The sequence below is a fragment of the Cupriavidus numazuensis genome (assembly GCF_905397435.1).
In the GTDB taxonomy this organism is placed as follows: domain Bacteria; phylum Pseudomonadota; class Gammaproteobacteria; order Burkholderiales; family Burkholderiaceae; genus Cupriavidus; species Cupriavidus numazuensis.
The window spans coordinates 108,154-126,616 of record NZ_CAJPVI010000015.1; the positions used below are offsets into that span (position 1 = coordinate 108,154).

Here is an 18,463-nt window from a genome sequence, read left to right on the forward strand (position 1 = left end):
TGCACGGCTTCCCCTTCAGAAAAGGCGCGCCGCTTCATAAGATTCATTGAACGCCGGGTGGTGATGCCTCCGGGATGTGTCGGAGTTAGAGCGGCCCTGGGTGCCGCACGGGGCCATGCTGCACAAGAAACCTGATGAGATCGTGGACTGGGGCGACTGGGACAATTTCTGCCGGGTCGTCGAGGCCGGGGGCTTTACTGCCGCGAGCGACCGTAGCGGCGTTCCGAAGTCGTCGATCAGCCTGTCGCTGGCCCGCCTGGAAGCCCGGCTGGGCAATCGGCTGCTTGACCGGACCACGCGCAAGGTTCGCGTAACGGATCTGGGTCAGACGCTATGTGACCGGATCACGCCTTTGCTGAATGAACTGCGGGAAGCGGATAACGATGCGCGGTCAACACGGCAGCAGGTATCAGGCACGCTACGACTGGCAGCGCCTTATGAAACAGGCAGGATTCATCTGGCGCCTGCACTGGTGAAGCTGCTCAGGGCGCATCCGGATCTGAAGGTCGAGATTGACGATACGCGAAGGATTCCCGACCTGCTGGAGCACCGATACGACATTGCCTTCGTCAAGATCGATGCAAAACTGCCCGACAGTTCGCTGGTCAGCAAACACGTTGTGGCAATGGAACGCGCCTTCTACGCAGCCCCGGAAATGATTGCCAGGCGCGGGCTCCCGCGGCAACTCGCGGATATCGGGTCGTGGCCCATGATCGTGGACGGTGACGATACTTATTGGGATCTGTTTGAAAACGGGCGGGAAGTCGGGCGGGTAGCCATATGCCCGGCCATCCGGACGCCGAATGTTGAAATTCGCGTGCGCACCGCCATCGAAGGTCTTGGCGTCGTACGGCTGATGCCGGCATACATCGAAGATCAGGTCAGGCGGGGAGAACTGGTGCGGTTGTTCCCTGCATTTCTTTCGTCTCCGCTCAGGGTATATGCGCTGACTCCGGCCCGCAGGCTTGTACCACCCAAGGTACGAGCATTGCTGAATGCATTCGAAATCCCGGAGACAGACGCGTGACCGCTCCGCTATCCGATCCCGGCGTCCTTGATAACTGGCCACTCGAGTACCAGTGATCGCCAGCCTGCGCAAGTGCGAACCACAGCTCCGTCCCGCTGCACCCGCACCCTACCTTGTTAAGGTATGCTTTCGCCTCCGAAACGATCTTCTCCAGAGGGGCAAATGCGGCGCGTCGTGTTCAATCAGAAGGGTGGCGTGGGCAAGTCGACCATCGTATGCAATCTCGCGGCGATCAGCGCCAGCGAAGGGTTGCGCACGCTTGTCGTCGACCTGGACGCGCAATGCAATTCGACCCAGTACCTGATGGGCGCGCAGGCAGCCGAAGCCACGCCGACGGCGGCGCATTTCTTCGAGTCGTCGCTGACCTACAGCTTCAAGCCGGTGGACCTGAGCGAGTTCATCCACACGACGCCGTTCGAGAATCTCGATGTGATGCCGGCGCACCCTGACCTGGACTCCCTGCATAGCAAGCTGGAATCGCGCTACAAGATCTACAAGCTGCGCGACGCGCTGATCGAGCTGGAATCGGTCTATGACGCGATCTACATCGACACGCCGCCGGCGCTGAACTTCTACACGCGTTCCGCGCTGATCGCGGTGGAGCGCTGCCTGATCCCGTTCGACTGCGACGACTTCTCGCGCCGGGCGCTCTACACGCTGCTCGACAACGTGAAGGAAATCCAGCAGGACCACAATGAAGCGCTGCAGGTCGAAGGCATCGTGATCAACCAGTTCCAGCCGCGTGCGAGCCTGCCTGTGAAGCTTGTCGAGGAACTGGTCAGCGAAGGGCTGCCGGTGCTGGCATCGCGGCTGTCATCGTCGGTGAAGATCCGCGAATCGCACCAGCATGCCACGCCGATGATCCACCTCGATCCGCGCCACAAGCTGTCGCAGGAGTATCTGGCGCTGCACACAGAACTGGCAGGGTGAAAGCCTGCGGGTGCGGCGTCGGGATTCGATCACGTAGAATTCCGGGCTGCCGCCCTGCCCGCGTTCGTGCCAGGGCATGATTTGCCAGCCTGCCATGCCAACACCCAAAGCCACCATTGACCGGTCCACCAGCGAGCAAGCGCTGCAATTGCTCGATGCCGCCACCGCGGAAGTCCTTGCCAATGGCCTCGGCGACCTGTCTCTCCGGAATATGGCCGATGCGCTCGGCACCAGCCACCGGATGCTCATCTACTACTTTGGCTCCGCCGATGGCTTCTGGCAGGCGCTGCTGCACCGTATCCGGCACGCGGAACAGGACGCACGCCAGCGCGTGATCGTCGACGGCATGGACCCGCAGGCGGCAATGGAAGCGGCGTGGGAACGCTACTCCGCGCCTGCCTACCTGCCGATCATGCAGTTGCTGTTCGAGATCTATGGCAAGGCAATCCATGACCGCGAACGCTTCAGCGGCTTTCTCGACGACGTCATCGGGAGCTGGGCCACGATGCTCACTGAGCGCTTCCGGGAAAGCATGGGGCTTGATGAGGCTGAGGCGCGCCTGCGGGCGCGTGTCGAGGTCGCCATGATGCGGGGGTTGCTGCTGGATCTTGTCACCACCGGTGACCGGGAAGGCACTACGGCTGCGTTGAAGTATTTCGCCAGCAGGATGGCGCAGGCGCCTGGCTCCGGCAAACCCTCAGCGTAGATTTGGCGGCTTGACCGGGTTTTTCGCTCTTGGCGGGGGCTTGTCGTTTGGGCTGGGTTTTCGCTCTTGGCAGGCGCCGCTGATTCGCCGGCGTAGCCGGTGGGGCTTCTCGTTGGGGCCGGTTATCGCTCTTCGCTGGCGCGGCTGTTTCGCCGGCGTAGCCGGCGACCTACTTTTGCCCGAGCGGCAAAAGTAGGCAAAAGCGCGTCAAGAGGTTGCCCCAAAGGGGCGAATTTTTATCGTAGTGGGCCAGGGGTGTTGTACGGGTATAGGCTTCAGAGTTCTTCACGCTGCCTGCCGCGTGGGGCACCACCGTGGTCAGAATTACAGCGCTGATTGAACGAGCCCTGCAAGCGTCTGTGGTCCCTGTTGCGAGCGATATCGGGTGATCGCCTTCGGCTGCGCTACGCGCAGAGCCCTAGTCTGAGCACGCAGGCCCAGGGCAAACCACGCCTCGGTAACGAGGCCCGCGCATTGCATGCGCGAAGTAGAGAGAGGGAGAAGAAATACAGCCCTCGAGCGCCAGCGACGTTGATGAGATCGCACCCAGACTGCGACGTGCGCGCAGCGCAGCCGAAGGCGTCCCACCACTGACTTTGTTGAAAGGCTGTACCCGAGTCCGTCTTGGGGATCGTCCAAAAGCCGTGCCGCGCCAGGCACAGGTTCTGACTCACATAGCGTAGCAGGGTCGAACGGCCGACCACCATCGCAGGCGTCCAAAGCCGTTTGAGCCACTGCCACCGTGGAATTGATGGCCAGCGGCAACGACGCGCTTTTTGGTTACTTTTTGTCGCTCGGACAAAAAGTGACTCGCCGGCTACGCCGGCGAAACAGCGCCGCCAGCCAAGAACGACACCTCAACCCCAACAACAACCCCCCAAAAATCCCATCAAAGCCCCATATCCCCCTCTCGTAAACCCCGATTCCACCCACCAATGTACCACATGGTACATTGCACCCCACACCCTGATTACCAGGGTGCCTCTCGCAATGAATCAAGGTGGAATATGGACCGGCGACAACTACTGGCCTGGGCGGCTGGTACTGCGGTAGCGATGACGCTGCCCGGTATCGGGCAGGCGCAAACTTTTCCCTCCAAACCCGTACGGCTCGTGGTGCCGCAAGCCGGTGGCACCGGCAATGACGTGCTGGCCCGCGCCCTCGCGGAGAAGCTCGCGCTGACGTGGAAGCAGCCTGTCGTCGTCGAGAACAAGCCCGGCGCCAACGGCACGCTGGCAATCGGCTACGTGCTGGGCCAGCCCGCAGACGGGCATACGCTGTTCTTCGCCGGCGTCTCCAACCTGGCCTTCAATCCGTTCCTCTATCCGAAGCTGCCGTACAACCCGACCCGCGACCTGACCGGCGTGGCGATGCTCGCAAATTCGCCGTTCGTGTTCGTCGCGGCGCCGTCGCTGAACGTGAGCACGTTCCAGGACTTCGTGCGCATGGCGAAGGCGCGTCCGGGCGAGATCAGCTTTGCGTCGGGTGGCATCGGCAACTCGACGCATCTGGCCATGGAACTGGTGGCCGAGCGCACCGGAATCCGCATGCAGCATGTGCCGTTCAACGGCGCCGGCGGTTCCACCAGCCTGATGAGCGGGCAGACGCCGGTGATGATGAACGTGATTGCCGGCGTGCAGCCGTTCTTCGCCAGCAAGAAGCTGGTCCCACTGGCCGTGACCGGCGACAAGCGTTTGCCGGCACTCCCATCGGTGCCCACGTTCAAGGAACTCGGCTATGACGTGCAGGTGCCCGGGTGGTATGCCATCGTGGCGCGCGCGGGCACACCGGCAAACGTGGTCCAGAAGGTCAATACCGATATCAACCAGGTCCTCGACGATCCCGGCTTCCGCGAAAAACTCGGCAACCAGTTCCTCGACCCGATCAAGGGACCGCCGTCCGAAGTCGAGCGCTACATGAAGCGCGATGCCGACGCCTGGGGCCCGATCATCCGGCGCCTGAACATTTCCCTCTGAGTTATCGAGATTGATATGGCACACCTGAGCAAGGCAGTACACGACTATCGCCTGTCGGCCATGCACCGTCTGATGGACCGCCTGCGCGTCGATGCGCTGGTCTTCGGCACGCCCGACTTCTTCCAGTACGCGACCAATTACCAGCTCGATGTCTGGCCGTGGGAGCGGCCCGTGTTCGTCGTGGTGCCGCGCAACGGCGAGACCTTTGCAGTCATGAACGAACTTTCGACGAACCACCTGCGCTTCGCCACTAGCAAGGGCACCGTGTGGCTGACGGACGTGACGTTCTACGCAGAGCATCCGCGCGTATCGAACCGGCTGCCGCTGCCCGCGCAGTTGCCCGAAGTCGTCGCCGCGCTGCTGAGCGCGAAGGGGCTCGGCATGTCGCGCATCGCAGTCGACACGCAGCATCCGATTCTTGCCGGTGCTCAGCGCTACCTGCCCGAGCTGACCCTGCGACCGTCGCTCGCGGAAATGCGCAGCCTGCGCTGGGTCAAGCACGCCGAGGAGCATCAGGTCATGCGCGACCTCGCAGCGCTGACCGACTGGGTGCAGGACCGCTACCGCGAAAACATCCGCCCCGGCCGGCTCGTGCAGGAACTCGACCACGCCATGGCAGCACTGATGGTAGAAGAAGCGGCGAACCGCTTCCCGGGCGAGGACTTCGACATCCTCAAATGCTGGACGCTGACGGGCGCCGCGTCAGCCTCGCCGCACGGCGACGGTGCCGCATGCGGATCGCGCATTGCGCGCGGCGATACGATCGTCAACCTGATCCTGCCGCGCCTGAATGGCCTCCATGTCGAGAACGAACGTACATGGTTCTGCGGCCGGCCCGACAGCGAGCAGTCGAGGCTTTACCAGGTCGCGGCACAAGCGACCGACGCCGCGGTGGCTGCTGCAGTCGTTGGCAAGCGCGTGTGCGACATGGATGCCGCGGCGCAGGCCGTGATCGAAGCCGCCGGCTGCGGGCAGTACATCTTCCACCGAACCGGCCACGCGGTCGGGCTGATGCTGCATGAGTATCCGGAGGACATGGCCTTCAATACGCGGCCGCTGCTGGCAGGCGAAGTCTATTCATCGGAGCCGGGGCTGTATGTCTACGGACTCGGCGGCTTCCGACTCGATGACACGGTCATCGTTGGCGACAAGCCGGAGGTGATCGTCAATACGCCCAAGACACTCGAGTACGCGACCGTGGCGTAAGGCTGGAAGTTCGCCGTTCAGCAGCCAAGCCGGGCCAGCCCTTCCTGGATGGCCCGGTATTGCTGCCGCAGCGCTTCCATGGATTGCCATGCATTGCCCTGCCGCATCGCCAGCTCGGCATTCCTGCGCTGCACGAACAAGCCATTGCAGTCATAGCGGCGGCTGTTCTCCGCGGCGACCAGTTGCTGGCGCTCCACCGCCACCTGTTTCTGTTCGGCCTGGTGGTCGGCGTTGCGGCGGCGCAGGTAGTCGGCCTCCTGCTGTTTGGTCAGGTCGCTCTTGCCGATGCTCGATACGGTACCGCCGCCGCCACTGGACGTGATATCGGTGTAGCCCGATGGACAGTAGTCGTCCTGCGTGTAGAGGACGCTGTTGCCGCTACGGCATTTGGCCGCGTGGGCAACGGGAGCACATGCGAAAGCCACAGCAAGAGCGACTGTCCTGAGCATTGCCGAATCCGGAGTTGGAGAGGCAAACATTCACGCGCGCCACCCGGAGTCGTCAACCCTCCTGAAGACGGATGAGGCGCGCAAGTCCGCGTCAGTCCAGTTCCAGGCCGCCGTGCGCCAGCACCTGCCGGAATACTTCCAGCCGCGCGTCGCCGGTCTCGGCCAGCTTCCGGCACACGTGCATATGCTGGTCCATGTCGCTGTGTCCGCGCAGCACCTCCTCGAATTCCTGCTCGGAGATTTCGAGGTGGACACCCGTCAGGATCGCGCGGCCCCGGCCGACCCGCGAACTGACGATGGCCGGCGGTGTGTCTTCGATATCCGAATAGACGGCCAGTACTTCCGTATCGGCACCGGGCGTCTCGCCGAGATCGAAGCGGCAGCCGCCGTGGTAATGCGTGTAGGCCGACATCGGCGCGCCCGGCAGCTGGCCGGTGGTCCGGAGTTCGACCGCGGCGGCCGTGCGCGGCGTCCCGTCATAGAGCCGGCCGCCGGTCAGTTCGGGCAGCGAGCCTACGGCGACCGCGTCGACAAAGCTCAGTTCACGCGGACCGCAGATCGCGCCGCGGGTGCCGGCGTGGAACGCCAGCTCCCGGCATGCGTAGTAGGCGCCCGCGCAGATCCCCAGGTAGACGCCGCCTTCCTCGACAAAGCGCCGGATGCGCGCGTTGGGCGCGCCATTGAGTTTCGCGCAGTACGGCAGGTCGGCCCCGCCGGGCATGACGAACATGACTGCGTCGTCGAACAGCGTCGGGTCATGCCGGATATCCGATGCCATGACCGCACGCATCTCGTACGTGCCGGACTGCAGTTGCTGGCCGATGGTGCGCATCAGGCATGCGGTCCAGTCGGACGCGCCGGCATCGATGTAGGTCAGGATGTGGGGCTTTGACATCTTCAATGGCGGCCGCCGGGGCCGCGTGGGGGCTTTGCTTCCGAGTGTATTCCAGTACCGGCGATTGCCTTACATATCGAGCGGCACGGCGCTGGTGCACTTGATCTCGTCCAGGCACACGCTCGACTTCACGCCGCTCACGCCTGGAATGCGCATCAGCGTGTCGAGCAGGAAATCCGACAGCGACTTCAGGTCCTTGGCCACGACCTTGAGCACATAGTCGATATCGCCGGTCACCGAGAAGCACTCCTGGATCTGTGCGAGTTCCGCCACCAGGCTCTTGAAGTTCGACAGGTCACGGATATGGCCGCGCTCCATGGTCACGTGGATGAACGCCACGACGCCAAGGCCGAGCGCAGCGGCATCCAGCCGCGCCTCGTAGCGCTTGATGATGCCGTTCTCCTCCAGGCGGCGGTGACGCCGCAAAGTCTGTGCCGGTGACAGCGCAATCGCCTCGGCCAGTTCCAGGTTGGAAGCCCTGCCTTGCTCCTGCAAAACGCCCAGCAGGCGGCGATCTGTACGGTCCAGCTCGATGGCTTGCACTTTTGTTTCCCCTATCCGCGATTTCGCACAATCAGATTTCGTAATTCAGGGTTTCCCTGCGTCATTAATGAAATCCAATTTTGTCGGCCAGAATATACACTGCATCCCAGATTGGCAATGCCGATGAGGAGCCGCAGAGACTTCCACGCACTGCCAAGGCGCGTCGCAGGTCAGGATCGCGGCGCAACGTTCGCAATATTATTTCCCGGCCACCCGGCCGGTACTGCAAGCGCCCCATGCCCTTCTGCCTGCCGTCCCCGCTGCCTGCCGTTCGCCAAAGCGACGTCCGCCGACATGACGCCCGGCCGCTGATTCCGGCGCTTGCCCGCCTTCCCTGATTCCACGCCGCCACGCGGCACTCCGCGCGGCGCGTGAGATCGAAATACTTACCTTCCCCTGTGAGACACACCATGGCCGACCTCTTTGACAACCCGATGCAACTGATGGGCTTCGAATTCGTCGAATTCGCCTCGCCCACCCCCAATGTGCTCGAGCCGCTGTTCGAACGGATGGGCTTCACGCTGGTGGCCCGCCACCGTTCCAAGGACGTGCTGCTGTATCGCCAGGGCGAGGTCAACTTCATCGTCAACCGCGAGCCGCACAGCCACGCCGCCTACTTCGCCGCCGAGCACGGCCCGAGCGCCTGCGGCATGGCGTTCCGCGTGAAGGATTCGCACAAGGCCTATGCCCGCGCGCTGGAACTGGGCGCGCAGCCGGTGGAAATCCCGACCGGCCCGATGGAACTGCGCTTGCCCGCGATCAAGGGCATCGGCGGCGCGCCGCTGTACCTGATCGACCGCTTCGAGGAAGGCAAGTCGATCTATGACATCGACTTCGAGTTCATCGAAGGCGTGGACCGCCACCCCGTGGGCCACGGCCTGAAGCTGGTCGACCACCTGACGCACAATGTCTACCGTGGCCGCATGGCCTACTGGGCCAACTTCTACGAGAAGCTGTTCAACTTCCGCGAAATCCGCTACTTCGACATCAAGGGCGAATACACCGGCCTGACCTCCAAGGCCATGACCGCGCCGGACGGCAAGATCCGCATTCCACTGAACGAAGAGTCGTCGAAGGGCGCTGGCCAGATCGAGGAATTCCTGATGGCCTTCAACGGCGAGGGCATCCAGCACATCGCCTTCCTGACGGACAACCTGCTCGAAGTCATCGACAACCTGCAGCTCGCCGGCGTCGAACTGATGACCGCGCCGAACGACTACTACTACCAGGCGCTGGAAAACCGCTTGCCGGGCCATGGCCAGCCGGTGGACCAGCTCAAGGCGCGCGGCATCCTGCTCGACGGCACCACCGAAGGCGGCAAGCCGCGCCTGCTGCTGCAGATCTTCTCGAAGACCGTGCTTGGCCCGGTGTTCTTCGAATACATCCAGCGCAGCGGCGACGACGGCTTCGGCGAAGGCAACTTCAAGGCGCTGTTCGAATCGCTGGAACGCGACCAGATCGCGCGCGGCACCCTCAAGGTCGAAGCCTGATCAGGCTCTGACTGTCACTGTCGCCGGGCGCGGTACCCCGTTCCCGGCGGCCTTCAAGGCCCAGGCGTCCCACCCTCCTCACAGCAAGAGACGCCAGGCCCCGCATGCCATTCCATAAGAGTGGGTAGAGGAAACAATTCATGGTTGAAAGCAACAATGACGGCACGCTAAAGCGTGGCCTCAAGAACCGGCACATCCAGCTGATCGCGCTCGGCGGCGCCATTGGCACCGGACTGTTCCTGGGCATCGCCCAGACCATCAAGATGGCCGGCCCCTCGGTCCTGCTTGGCTATGCCGTCGCTGGCATCGTGGCCTTCTTCATCATGCGCCAGCTTGGCGAGATGGTGGTGGACGAACCCGTGGCGGGCTCCTTCAGCTACTTCGCCAACAAGTATTGCGGCCATTTCGCCGGCTTCATGTCGGGCTGGAACTACTGGGTGCTGTACATCCTGGTCAGCATGGCCGAGCTGTCGGCGGTCGGCATCTACGTGCAGTACTGGTGGCCCGGCATCCCGACCTGGATCTCGGCGCTGGCGTTCTTCCTGATCATCAACGCGATCAACCTGTCGAGCGTGAAGTCCTTCGGCGAGATGGAGTTCTGGTTCTCGATCGTCAAGGTCGCGGCCATCATCGGCATGATCGGCTTCGGCGGCTACCTGCTGGTGTCGGGCAATGCCGGTCCGCAGGCCAGCATCACGAACCTGTGGCAGCACGGCGGCTTCTTCCCGAACGGCCTGGGCGGACTCGTCATGGCAATGGCCGTGATCATGTTCTCGTTCGGCGGGCTGGAACTGGTCGGCATCACGGCGGCGGAAGCGGATCAGCCGGAAAAGAGCATCCCGAAGGCAACCAACCAGGTCATCTACCGAATCCTGATCTTCTACGTTGGCGCGCTGGCTGTGCTGCTGTCGCTGTACCCGTGGGAAAACGTCGTGACCGGCGGCAGCCCGTTCGTGCTGATCTTCCATGCGCTGAACAGCAACTGGGTCGCCAATGTGCTGAACGTCGTCGTGCTGACGGCCGCGCTGTCGGTCTACAACAGCGGTGTGTACTGCAACAGCCGCATGCTGTTCGGTCTGGCCCAGCAGGGCAATGCGCCGAAGTCGCTGGCCAAGGTCAGCAAGCGCGGCATTCCGCTGACGGCGCTGGGCGTGTCGGCCGCGGCCACCGGCCTGTGCGTGCTGATCAACTACTTCATGCCCGGCAAGGCGTTTGAACTGCTGATGGGCCTGGTGGTCTCGGCCCTGATCATCAACTGGGCCATGATCAGCATCATCCACCTGAAGTTCCGCGCCGATAAGCGCAAGGCCCGCCAGGAAACGCGCTTCAAGAGCTTCGGCTACCCGCTCACGAACTACCTGTGCCTGGTGTTCCTGGCCGGCATCCTGTACGTGATGTACCTGACCGACGGCCTGCGCATCTCGGTGTACCTGATCCCGGTGTGGCTGGTCGTGCTGGGCATCGCCTACCGCCTGCGCCAGAAGAACGCGGCGCCGGCCCTGCAAGGCAGCGTCTCGGCCCAGTAAGCCCCCCCCGGCGGCGCGTCACAGCGCCGCCGGTTACACTTCAGCCTGTGCGCCCGATGCAAGCCCTGCGGCGCACACTCCCAGCCCCGACTCCAGAATCCTGAGAATCCCATGTTTGCACATATCGAGGCCTTTCCCGGCGACCCGATCCTTTCGCTCAACGAGGACTTCCAGCAAGACCCGCGCACCGAAAAGGTCAACCTGAGCATCGGCATCTACTTCGACGACGACGGCCGCCTGCCGGTCATGGAAGCCGTCGAAAAGGCCGAGGCCGCATTGCTGGCCGACATGGGCCCGCGCCCCTACCTGCCGATGTCGGGCCTGCTGGCCTACCGCAACGCCGTGCAGGCGCTGGTGTTCGGCGAAGACAGCGCGGCCCGCGCGACCGGCCGCGTCGCCACGCTGCAGACGCTGGGCGGCTCGGGCGCGCTGCGCGTCGGTGCCGATTTCCTGAAGCGCTACTTCCCGCAGTCGCAAGTGTGGATCAGCGACCCGAGCTGGGAAAACCACCGCGTGGTGTTCGAGCGCGCGGGCTTCACCGTCAACACGTATCCGTACTACGACGATGCCACCGGCGGCCTGAAGTTCGACGCCATGGTGGACGCGATCAGCAAGCTGCCCAAGCAGAGCATCGTCCTGCTGCACGCGTGCTGCCACAACCCCACCGGCGTGGACCTGAACCAGGACCAGTGGCGCCAGCTGATCGGCGTGCTGAAGGCCAAGGAACTGCTGCCGTTCGTCGACATGGCCTACCAGGGCTTTGGCGAGGGCCTGGACGAAGACGCCTTCGCGATCCGCGAACTGGACCGCCAGGGCGTGCCGTGCCTCGTCGCGAACTCGTTCTCGAAGAACTTCTCGCTGTATGGCGAGCGTTGCGGCGGCCTGAGCGTGGTGTGCAACAGCGCGGCCGAAGCGGCCAACGTGCTGGGCCAGCTGACCGGTGCCGTGCGCGCCAACTACAGCAACCCGCCGACGCACGGCGCGCGCGTCGTGGCCAAGGTGCTGACCACGCCCGAGCTGCGCACGCTGTGGCAGCAGGAACTGGCCGCGATGTGCAACCGCATCGCGCGCATGCGCGAGACCATCCACCACAACCTGCGCGACCACGTCAGCGGTGAAGCGCTGTCGCGCTACCTGACCCAGCGCGGCATGTTCACGTACACCGGCCTGACCGCCGACCAGGCCGACCGCCTGCGCGAAGACCACGGCGTGTACCTGCTGCGTTCGGGCCGCATGTGCGTGGCCGGTCTCAATGAACGCAATGTGACGGTGGTGGCCAAGGCCATCGCCGCAGTGCTCGGCGGCAAGTAAGCCAGGCGCCACAACGCAGTCCGGGCACTGCCCTGGACTGCGCTTTCCCACGCCCCTCCTTTCCCCTCCCCTGCGCAGTTCCGCGCATTCCCTTCGCCTCCGCTTCTGCACACGTCGCCCGTTCGTAGTACAAACGCAGGGTCGGCGGGCAGTGGCACGTCGCGTGCCGGCTACGCCATTCCGTGAAGTTCCTGCCCCTGATGCGGGCAAACCATCCTGAAGGGTATCGCCATGAACATTGATCTGTCGGGCAAAACCGCCCTGGTTTCGGGCTCCACTGCAGGTATCGGCTTCGCCACGGCGCGCGGCCTCGCGCAGGCCGGCGCGCGTGTCGTCCTCAACGGCCGCAAGGCGGATGCGCTGGCGAAGGCAGCGGACACGCTGCGCGCAGAGGCGCTGGACGCGGACCTGATCCCCTTCGCGGGCGATCTGGCCACACAGCAAGGCGTGGAGGCGCTGCTCGCGCAGGTACCGGCAGTCGATATCCTGGTCAACAACCTCGGCATCTTCAATCCGCAGGACTTCTTCGAAACGCCCGACAGCGAATGGACGCGGTTCTTCGAGACCAATGTGATGTCCGGTGTGCGTTTGTCGCGCGCCTATGCGCCCGGCATGGTGCAGCGCAAGTGGGGACGCATCGTGTTTATCTCGTCCGAGTCGGGGGTCAATATCCCGGTCGAGATGATCCACTATGGCTTCTCGAAGACCGCTCAACTCGCCGTGTCGCGCGGCCTGGCAAAACGGCTGGCCGGCACGGGCGTGACGGTGAACGCCGTCCTCCCCGGGCCGACGCTGTCCGAAGGCGTCGAGGAAATGCTTGCCGAAGAAGTCAGGCGCACCGGCAAGCCCGTGGAGGAAGTGGCCGCCGATTTCGTCAAGACGCATCGCAGCACCTCCATCATCCAGCGTGCGGCGACTGTCGATGAGGTGGCCAATATGGTCGTCTACGTCTGCTCGAAGCAGGCTTCCGCGACCACGGGTGCCGCGCTGCTTGTCGATGGCGGCGTGGTCGACACCATCGTGTGAACGAAGCTGCCGTAATTTCTACACGTGTGCTGAAAATTTGAAGCACTTAACGTAGCATGCGCGTGGCCTGGGGGCTCCCGGGCCACCGGCACCGATCTTGCTGGCTCTGGCGCAACAGCGCAGGCGCAAGCCGTCGTGGCAGCGCGCCGCGAAAGGACCGCGCATGCCCCACAGCCATCCAGACGGCCCGGACCGCCCGACCCGGCGCCGCTTCCTCCAATCCGCCGCGCTGACAGCGTCGGCGGCGGCGCTGCCGACCGCCTATGCAGCCGGGCAGCCCGCGTCGCCGGCGCCGACCCAGGCGCCGCCGTCCGTGCCCGCCCGGCCAGTACGGTTGCATATCAATGGCAAGGAATACGCACTGTCGCTGGAACCGCGCGTCACGCTGCTCGACGCGCTGCGCGAGGTGATCGGGCTCACCGGCGCCAAGAAGGGTTGTGACCGCGGCCAGTGCGGCGCTTGCACAGTGCTCAGCGACGGGCGGCGCATCAACGCCTGCCTGACGCTTGCGGTCATGCAGGAAGGCCGCCGCATCACCACGATCGAAGGCCTGGCCGATGGCGAGACCCTGCATCCGATGCAGGCCGCCTTTGTCGCGCGCGATGCGCTGCAGTGCGGATTCTGCACGCCGGGCCAGATCTGCTCGGCGGTGGGCATGCTCGCGGAAGCGCGGGCCGGCGCGGCCAGCACCGTGCAGCCGCCGCCCGCCGCATTGCCCCAGTCGCTCAGCGACGCGGAGATCCGCGAGCGCATGAGCGGCAATATCTGCCGCTGCGGCGCCTACCAGAACATCGTGGCCGCCGTGCGCGATGCCACTGGCGCCACGCGCCGCTCATGAGGCGCAACCATGACCCCGTTCACCTACCACCGCGCGACTACCGTGGATGAAGCGCTGCAGCTGGGCCGCCAGCCCGGCACGCGCTACATCGGCGGCGGCACCAACCTGCTCGACCTCGCCAAGGCGGGCGTAGAGCAGCCCATCCATCTCGTCGATGTCGGATGGCTGCCGCTCGGCACGATCGAATCGCTTCCCGACGGCGGTGCGCGCATCGGCGCCACGGCGAGCAATGCCGACACTGCCAACCACGCGCTGATCCGCGAGCGCTACCCGCTGTTGTCGCAGGCGCTGCTTGCCGGTGCTTCCGGCCAGCTGCGCAATATGGCCACCGTGGGCGGCAACCTGATGCAGCGCACGCGCTGCCACTATTTCTACGACACCGGCTTCAGCGCGTGCAACAAGCGTGCGCCGGGGTCCGGGTGCGGGGCGCTGCAGGGCGTGCATCGCATGCATGCCATCCTTGGCGCTAGCGAGCATTGCATCGCCGTCAACCCGTCCGACATGAGCGTGGCACTGGCCGCGCTGGAAGCCGTGGTCGTGGTGCGCGGCGATGGCGGCGAACGCCGCATCGCGATCGCCGACTTCCACCGCTTGCCGGGCAACACGCCGCAGTTCGACACGGTGCTGCGGCCCGGCGAAATGATTGTCGCGGTAGACCTGCCGCCGTCGCGGCTGGCCGGGCATTGCCATTACCTCAAGGTCCGTGACCGCGCGAGCTATGCGTTCGCACTGGTGTCCGTGGCGGCGGCCCTGGAACTCGATGGCAGGAACGTACGCAGCGCAAGACTGGCGCTGGGCGGTGTCGCGCACAAACCATGGCGCGTGCCGGCGGCCGAGCAGGTCCTGGTGGGACGCCCGCTCAGCACCCCTGCCGCCAGCGAAGCGGCACGCCTGCTGCTGGACGGCGCGCGGCCGCTTCCCAATAACGCCTACAAGCTCGCCCTGGCGCAACACGCCGTAGTGCGCGCGCTGGGCATCGCAGCAGGAGGCATGGCATGAACGTGATCGGCGCCCCGCTAGACCGCACCGACGGTGCCCTCAAGGTCACCGGCCGCGCACGCTATGCCGCGGACAATCCGCTGCCAGGACTGCTGCACGCGGTACTGGTGACGAGCACCGTTGCCAGCGGTGACATCGCGTCCATGGATATCGCCGTTGCCGAGCGCATGCCCGGTGTACGCAAGGTAATGACGCCGTTCAACGCGCCGCGGCTGCCACAGGCCGGCAAGGCCGCGGCGGGCACGCCACCGGCCGGGCGCGTACTGAACCTGCTGCAGGACACTGAAGTGCACTACAACAACCAGCCGTTGGCCGTTGTCGTTGCCGACACGCTGGAGCAGGCGCGCGACGCCGCCGCGCATATCGTCATCCGCTACAGGACGAAGACGCCGGTGCTCGACTTCGCCGCGGCCCGCGCGAGCGCGTACAAGCCCAAGGAAGCCAAGGACGAGCCGGCCGACAGCTCGCGCGGCGACATGTCGTCCACCGACGGCGCGGCAGCGCGCATCGACACCACCTACTCCACGCCGCTTGAAACCCACAACCCCATGGAGCCGCACGCCACGGTGGCGGCCTGGCAGGGCGACATGCTCACGCTGTACGATGCCACGCAGTACGTGAGCGGCGTGCGCAAGACCGTCGCGCAAACCCTGGGCCTGCAGCCGTCGCAAGTGCGCGTGGTCTGCCCGTTCGTGGGCGGCGGCTTCGGTTGCAAGGGATCGACGTGGTCGCACGTGGTGCTCGCCGCCATGGCCGCGCGCGAAGCCGGGCATCCGGTCAAGCTGGTGCTGGAGCGCCCGCAGATGTTCGGTCCCGTGGGCGGACGGCCCCGCACCGAGCAGCACGTCGTGCTGGCCGCGCGCGCCGACGGCACGCTCACCAGCATGCGCCACGAGGTGACGGCCTGCACCTCGTTCATGGAAGACTGGCTCGAACCGTGTGCGCTGCTCACGCGCATGCTGTATGCCGTACCGAACCAGCAGACCAGCCACCGCCTGCTCAAGCTGAACATCGGTACGCCGACCTTCATGCGCGCGCCAGGCGAGGCATCGGGCAGCTTTGCGCTCGAATGCGCGCTCGATGAACTGGCGTACAAGCTTGGCATGGACCCCGTTGCGCTGCGGCTGCGCAACTATGCCGACACGGATCCCGGCAAGGGATTGCCGTTCTCGAGCAAGTCGTTGCGCGAGTGTTATCGCGACGCTGCAGCGCGCTTTGGCTGGGCGCAGCGCAATCCGGCACCGCGCTCCATGCGGACCAGCGACGGGCGGCTCGTCGGCATGGGCATGGCTACCACGACCTACCCGGCCAATCGCTCGGCCGCCAGCGCACTGGCGCGCATCCTGCCTGACGGCACGGCGCTGGTGCAATCGGGTTCGCAAGACCTCGGAACCGGTACGTTCACCGTCATGACGCAGGTCGCTGCCGATGCCCTGGGCCTGCCGCCAGACAAGGTCCGATTCGAACTTGGCGACACGAACTTCCCCGAAGCCCCGGTATCGGGTGGATCGCAATCGGTCACCAGCGTCGCCCCCGCGGTGCAGGCCGCTTCCATGGCGGCGCGGCTGGCACTGGTAAAGCTGGCCGTTACGGATGCGGCCTCACCGTTGTCCGGTGCGCCGCCCGAAGATGTCGATGTCGTCGATGGCTGGCTGCAGCGGCGGTCCGACCCATCGCGCCGCGAACCCGTGGCGGCGCCCATTGCCCGGCGCGGCGGCCAGCCTGTCGAAGCGCGCATGAGCGCGCGGCCTGGCGACGAGCGCAAGAAATTCTCGATGCACAGCTTTGGCGCCGTATTCGCGGAAGTCCATGTCGATCCGGACCTCGGCGAGATCCGCATGCAGCGCATCGTGGCCAGCTACGGCGTGGGGCGGCTGCTGAACCGCAAGACGGCCCACAGCCAGCTCATGGGAGGGATCGTGTGGGGCCTGAGCATGGCGCTGCACGAGCAGGCCGAACTGGATCTGGTCAGCGGCCGTATCGCCAATGGCAACCTGGCCGAATATCATGTGCCGGTCAATGCCGACGTCGGCGCTATCGACATTGTGGTGCTGGACGAGGATGATCCGCATATCAACGCGCTTGGGACCAAGGGCATCGGCGAGATCGGCATTGTCGGCGTGGCCGCGGCGCTGGCCAACGCGGTGTATCACGCGACGGGAAAGCGCATCCGCGATTTGCCCCTGACGGTTGACAAGCTGCTCGCCTGAAGCGCAGTAGCCCGCAGTCGTCGAGACGAACAACGAAGAAACGGGAGAACCCATTGTCAGAGCCGGAAACCTTCAGTCCCACGGGCCGCTTGCGCGCGCACCGCGCAAAGCCATGGCTGTTCGGGCTATGCGCGCTCGCCGCAGCACCGGCCTGGGCGCAAACGCCGGCGCCGCTGGCCGAATGGCAGTTTTCGGCCGGCATACCGCTCGAAAAGCTGTTCGAGGACACCATTCCGGACTGGGAAGTCAGACTCGGCGGCGCGGCCATGGTGCGCCCGCGCTACGACGGCTCGTCGGACTACATCGTGGTCGGCGGCCCCAGCATCGATATCCGCTATCGCGACATCGCGTTTGCCTCGATCGGCGAAGGCCTCGGCGTCAATGTGCTGCGCGGCAAGAACTGGCGCGCAGGCATTGCGCTTTCCTACAACCTGGGCCGCCGCGCCAAGGAGACCTCGCCGCTGCTGGATGGCATGGAGAACATCAATCCGGCCCCCGAAGCAAAGCTGTTCGCCGAATATGCGGTGTCGAAGGAATTCCCGCTGGTGATGCGTGTGGACGCGCGCCGCAGCCTGGGCGGCTCCGACGGCTGGATCGGCGACATCGGCGCCTACATGCCCTTGCCGGGCAGTTCCGAGAAATTCTTCTGGTTCGCGGGCCCGACCATGACGCTCGCCGACTCGCGGTACATGAATACCTGGTACGGCGTGAGCGCGTCACAGGCGCGGCCTGGACGCCCGCAATTCAGCCCGTCCGGCGGCATACGCTCATACGGCTTCGGCGTCAGCGCGGTCTGGTTCTTCGACAAGCACTGGTTTGCCACGACCGACGTGGCCGTCATGCAACTGGTTGGTGACGCGAAGCGCAGCCCGCTCACGCAGAGCGCGACAAACGGCGTGTTCGACCTGTCGATCAACTACCAGTTCTGAGCTATGGGGTTAGAGGAGAGATGTTCTTTGCCGATTTGCGGGGGGGCGCTCTTGGCAGGCGCTGCTGTTTCGCCGGCGTAGCCGGCGGGGGCTTTTCGGTTCGGGGTAGAGCTATCGTTCTTGGCATGCGCCGCTGTTTCGCCGGCGTAGCCGGCGAGTCACTTTTGTCCGAGCGACAAAAGTAACCAAAAACGCGTTTTGGTTGCCCCAAAGGGGCGAATTTTTATCGTAGTGGGCCAAGAGTGTTGTACGGGTATGGGCTTCAGAGGGGATTTCCGCTGCCTACCGCGTGGTGCACGACCGAGAGAGGAATTACCGCGCTGATTGAACGAGCCCTGCAAGCGTTCGTGGCCCCTGCTACCACCCATATCGTATGAACGCCTTCGGCTGCGCTACGCGCAG

16 protein-coding genes are annotated in these 18,463 nt (G+C 64.8%); 13 read left to right on the forward strand and 3 right to left on the reverse strand.

Annotation, left to right across the window (positions count from 1 at the left end):
• The first annotated feature begins 115 nt into the window (after positions 1-115).
• The 5 genes from KHO41_RS14015 (at position 116) to KHO41_RS14035 (ending at position 5,845) form a co-directional block, all read left to right on the forward strand.
• Entirely contained in the window at positions 116-1,027 is a 912-nt protein-coding gene (locus tag KHO41_RS14015; protein ID WP_244873839.1) for a LysR family transcriptional regulator, read from the forward strand.
• A gap of 162 nt (positions 1,028-1,189) precedes the next feature.
• Positions 1,190-1,957 (forward strand): ParA family protein, encoded by a 768-nt coding sequence (locus tag KHO41_RS14020; protein WP_211953882.1) that lies wholly within the window; start codon positions 1,190-1,192, stop codon positions 1,955-1,957.
• Positions 1,958-2,051: 94 nt separating this feature from the next.
• A complete protein-coding gene (locus KHO41_RS14025; protein WP_211953883.1) occupies positions 2,052-2,663 on the forward strand; it encodes a TetR/AcrR family transcriptional regulator in 612 nt (203 codons plus the stop codon).
• A 1,007-nt stretch (positions 2,664-3,670) separates the two neighbouring features.
• Entirely contained in the window at positions 3,671-4,639 is a 969-nt protein-coding gene (locus tag KHO41_RS14030; protein ID WP_211953884.1) for a Bug family tripartite tricarboxylate transporter substrate binding protein, read from the forward strand.
• A 15-nt stretch (positions 4,640-4,654) separates the two neighbouring features.
• Positions 4,655-5,845, forward strand: coding sequence for a M24 family metallopeptidase (locus tag KHO41_RS14035; RefSeq protein WP_211953885.1), 1,191 nt, complete (start codon positions 4,655-4,657; stop codon positions 5,843-5,845).
• A gap of 17 nt (positions 5,846-5,862) precedes the next feature.
• Here the strand turns inward: KHO41_RS14035 and KHO41_RS14040 are convergent, their stop codons facing one another.
• The 3 genes from KHO41_RS14040 to KHO41_RS14050 form a co-directional block, all read right to left on the reverse strand.
• Positions 5,863-6,270, reverse strand: coding sequence for a hypothetical protein (locus tag KHO41_RS14040; RefSeq protein WP_211953886.1), 408 nt, complete (start codon positions 6,268-6,270; stop codon positions 5,863-5,865).
• Positions 6,271-6,385: 115 nt separating this feature from the next.
• Positions 6,386-7,189 carry a BPL-N domain-containing protein gene (locus tag KHO41_RS14045; protein WP_211953887.1) on the reverse strand — a complete coding sequence of 268 codons (804 nt, stop codon included), beginning with the start codon at positions 7,187-7,189 and terminating at the stop codon, positions 6,386-6,388.
• Positions 7,190-7,258: 69 nt separating this feature from the next.
• On the reverse strand, positions 7,259-7,732 hold the full coding sequence (locus KHO41_RS14050) for an Lrp/AsnC family transcriptional regulator (RefSeq protein WP_211953888.1): 474 nt from the start codon (positions 7,730-7,732) through the stop codon (positions 7,259-7,261).
• 410 nt (positions 7,733-8,142) lie between these two features.
• Between KHO41_RS14050 and hppD the strand changes: the two genes are divergently transcribed.
• The 8 genes from hppD (at position 8,143) to KHO41_RS14090 (ending at position 18,061) form a co-directional block, all read left to right on the forward strand.
• Positions 8,143-9,222, forward strand: a complete 1,080-nt coding sequence (gene hppD, locus KHO41_RS14055; protein WP_211953889.1) for a 4-hydroxyphenylpyruvate dioxygenase — start codon at positions 8,143-8,145, stop codon at positions 9,220-9,222.
• A gap of 140 nt (positions 9,223-9,362) precedes the next feature.
• A complete protein-coding gene (locus KHO41_RS14060) occupies positions 9,363-10,748 on the forward strand; it encodes an amino acid permease (RefSeq protein ID WP_211953890.1) in 1,386 nt (461 codons plus the stop codon).
• Between the two features lie 111 nt (positions 10,749-10,859).
• A complete protein-coding gene (locus KHO41_RS14065; protein ID WP_211953891.1) occupies positions 10,860-12,059 on the forward strand; it encodes an amino acid aminotransferase in 1,200 nt (399 codons plus the stop codon).
• Positions 12,060-12,290: 231 nt separating this feature from the next.
• Entirely contained in the window at positions 12,291-13,085 is a 795-nt protein-coding gene (locus KHO41_RS14070) for an SDR family NAD(P)-dependent oxidoreductase (protein ID WP_211953892.1), read from the forward strand.
• Between the two features lie 163 nt (positions 13,086-13,248).
• Positions 13,249-13,923, forward strand: coding sequence for a (2Fe-2S)-binding protein (locus KHO41_RS14075; RefSeq protein WP_244873840.1), 675 nt, complete (start codon positions 13,249-13,251; stop codon positions 13,921-13,923).
• A 9-nt stretch (positions 13,924-13,932) separates the two neighbouring features.
• Positions 13,933-14,922: an FAD binding domain-containing protein gene (locus KHO41_RS14080; RefSeq protein ID WP_211953893.1), complete on the forward strand. Its 990-nt coding sequence runs from the start codon at positions 13,933-13,935 to the stop codon at positions 14,920-14,922.
• Complete coding sequence (locus tag KHO41_RS14085; protein WP_211953894.1) at positions 14,919-17,132, forward strand: xanthine dehydrogenase family protein molybdopterin-binding subunit; 2,214 nt, start codon at positions 14,919-14,921, stop codon at positions 17,130-17,132. Before KHO41_RS14080 ends, KHO41_RS14085 begins: the two co-directional genes overlap by 4 nt.
• A gap of 89 nt (positions 17,133-17,221) precedes the next feature.
• Positions 17,222-18,061 (forward strand): MipA/OmpV family protein, encoded by an 840-nt coding sequence (locus KHO41_RS14090; RefSeq protein ID WP_376989439.1) that lies wholly within the window; start codon positions 17,222-17,224, stop codon positions 18,059-18,061.
• Positions 18,062-18,463: the final 402 nt, after the last annotated feature.

What these genes read in the sequence shown, in the direction of transcription:
- KHO41_RS14075 (WP_244873840.1), top strand. Translation starts at nt 13,249, where the DNA reads ATGCCCCACAGCCATCCAGACGGCCCGGACCGCCCGACCCGGCGCCGC.
- KHO41_RS14030 (WP_211953884.1), top strand. Translation starts at nt 3,671, where the DNA reads ATGGACCGGCGACAACTACTGGCCTGGGCGGCTGGTACTGCGGTAGCG.
- KHO41_RS14070 (WP_211953892.1), top strand. Translation starts at nt 12,291, where the DNA reads ATGAACATTGATCTGTCGGGCAAAACCGCCCTGGTTTCGGGCTCCACT.
- KHO41_RS14045 (WP_211953887.1), bottom strand. Translation starts at nt 7,189, where the DNA reads ATGTCAAAGCCCCACATCCTGACCTACATCGATGCCGGCGCGTCCGAC.
- KHO41_RS14065 (WP_211953891.1), top strand. Translation starts at nt 10,860, where the DNA reads ATGTTTGCACATATCGAGGCCTTTCCCGGCGACCCGATCCTTTCGCTC.
- KHO41_RS14085 (WP_211953894.1), top strand. Translation starts at nt 14,919, where the DNA reads ATGAACGTGATCGGCGCCCCGCTAGACCGCACCGACGGTGCCCTCAAG.
- KHO41_RS14035 (WP_211953885.1), top strand. Translation starts at nt 4,655, where the DNA reads ATGGCACACCTGAGCAAGGCAGTACACGACTATCGCCTGTCGGCCATG.
- KHO41_RS14020 (WP_211953882.1), top strand. Translation starts at nt 1,190, where the DNA reads ATGCGGCGCGTCGTGTTCAATCAGAAGGGTGGCGTGGGCAAGTCGACC.
- KHO41_RS14060 (WP_211953890.1), top strand. Translation starts at nt 9,363, where the DNA reads ATGGTTGAAAGCAACAATGACGGCACGCTAAAGCGTGGCCTCAAGAAC.
- KHO41_RS14025 (WP_211953883.1), top strand. Translation starts at nt 2,052, where the DNA reads ATGCCAACACCCAAAGCCACCATTGACCGGTCCACCAGCGAGCAAGCG.
- KHO41_RS14080 (WP_211953893.1), top strand. Translation starts at nt 13,933, where the DNA reads ATGACCCCGTTCACCTACCACCGCGCGACTACCGTGGATGAAGCGCTG.
- hppD (WP_211953889.1), top strand. Translation starts at nt 8,143, where the DNA reads ATGGCCGACCTCTTTGACAACCCGATGCAACTGATGGGCTTCGAATTC.
- KHO41_RS14015 (WP_244873839.1), top strand. Translation starts at nt 116, where the DNA reads ATGCTGCACAAGAAACCTGATGAGATCGTGGACTGGGGCGACTGGGAC.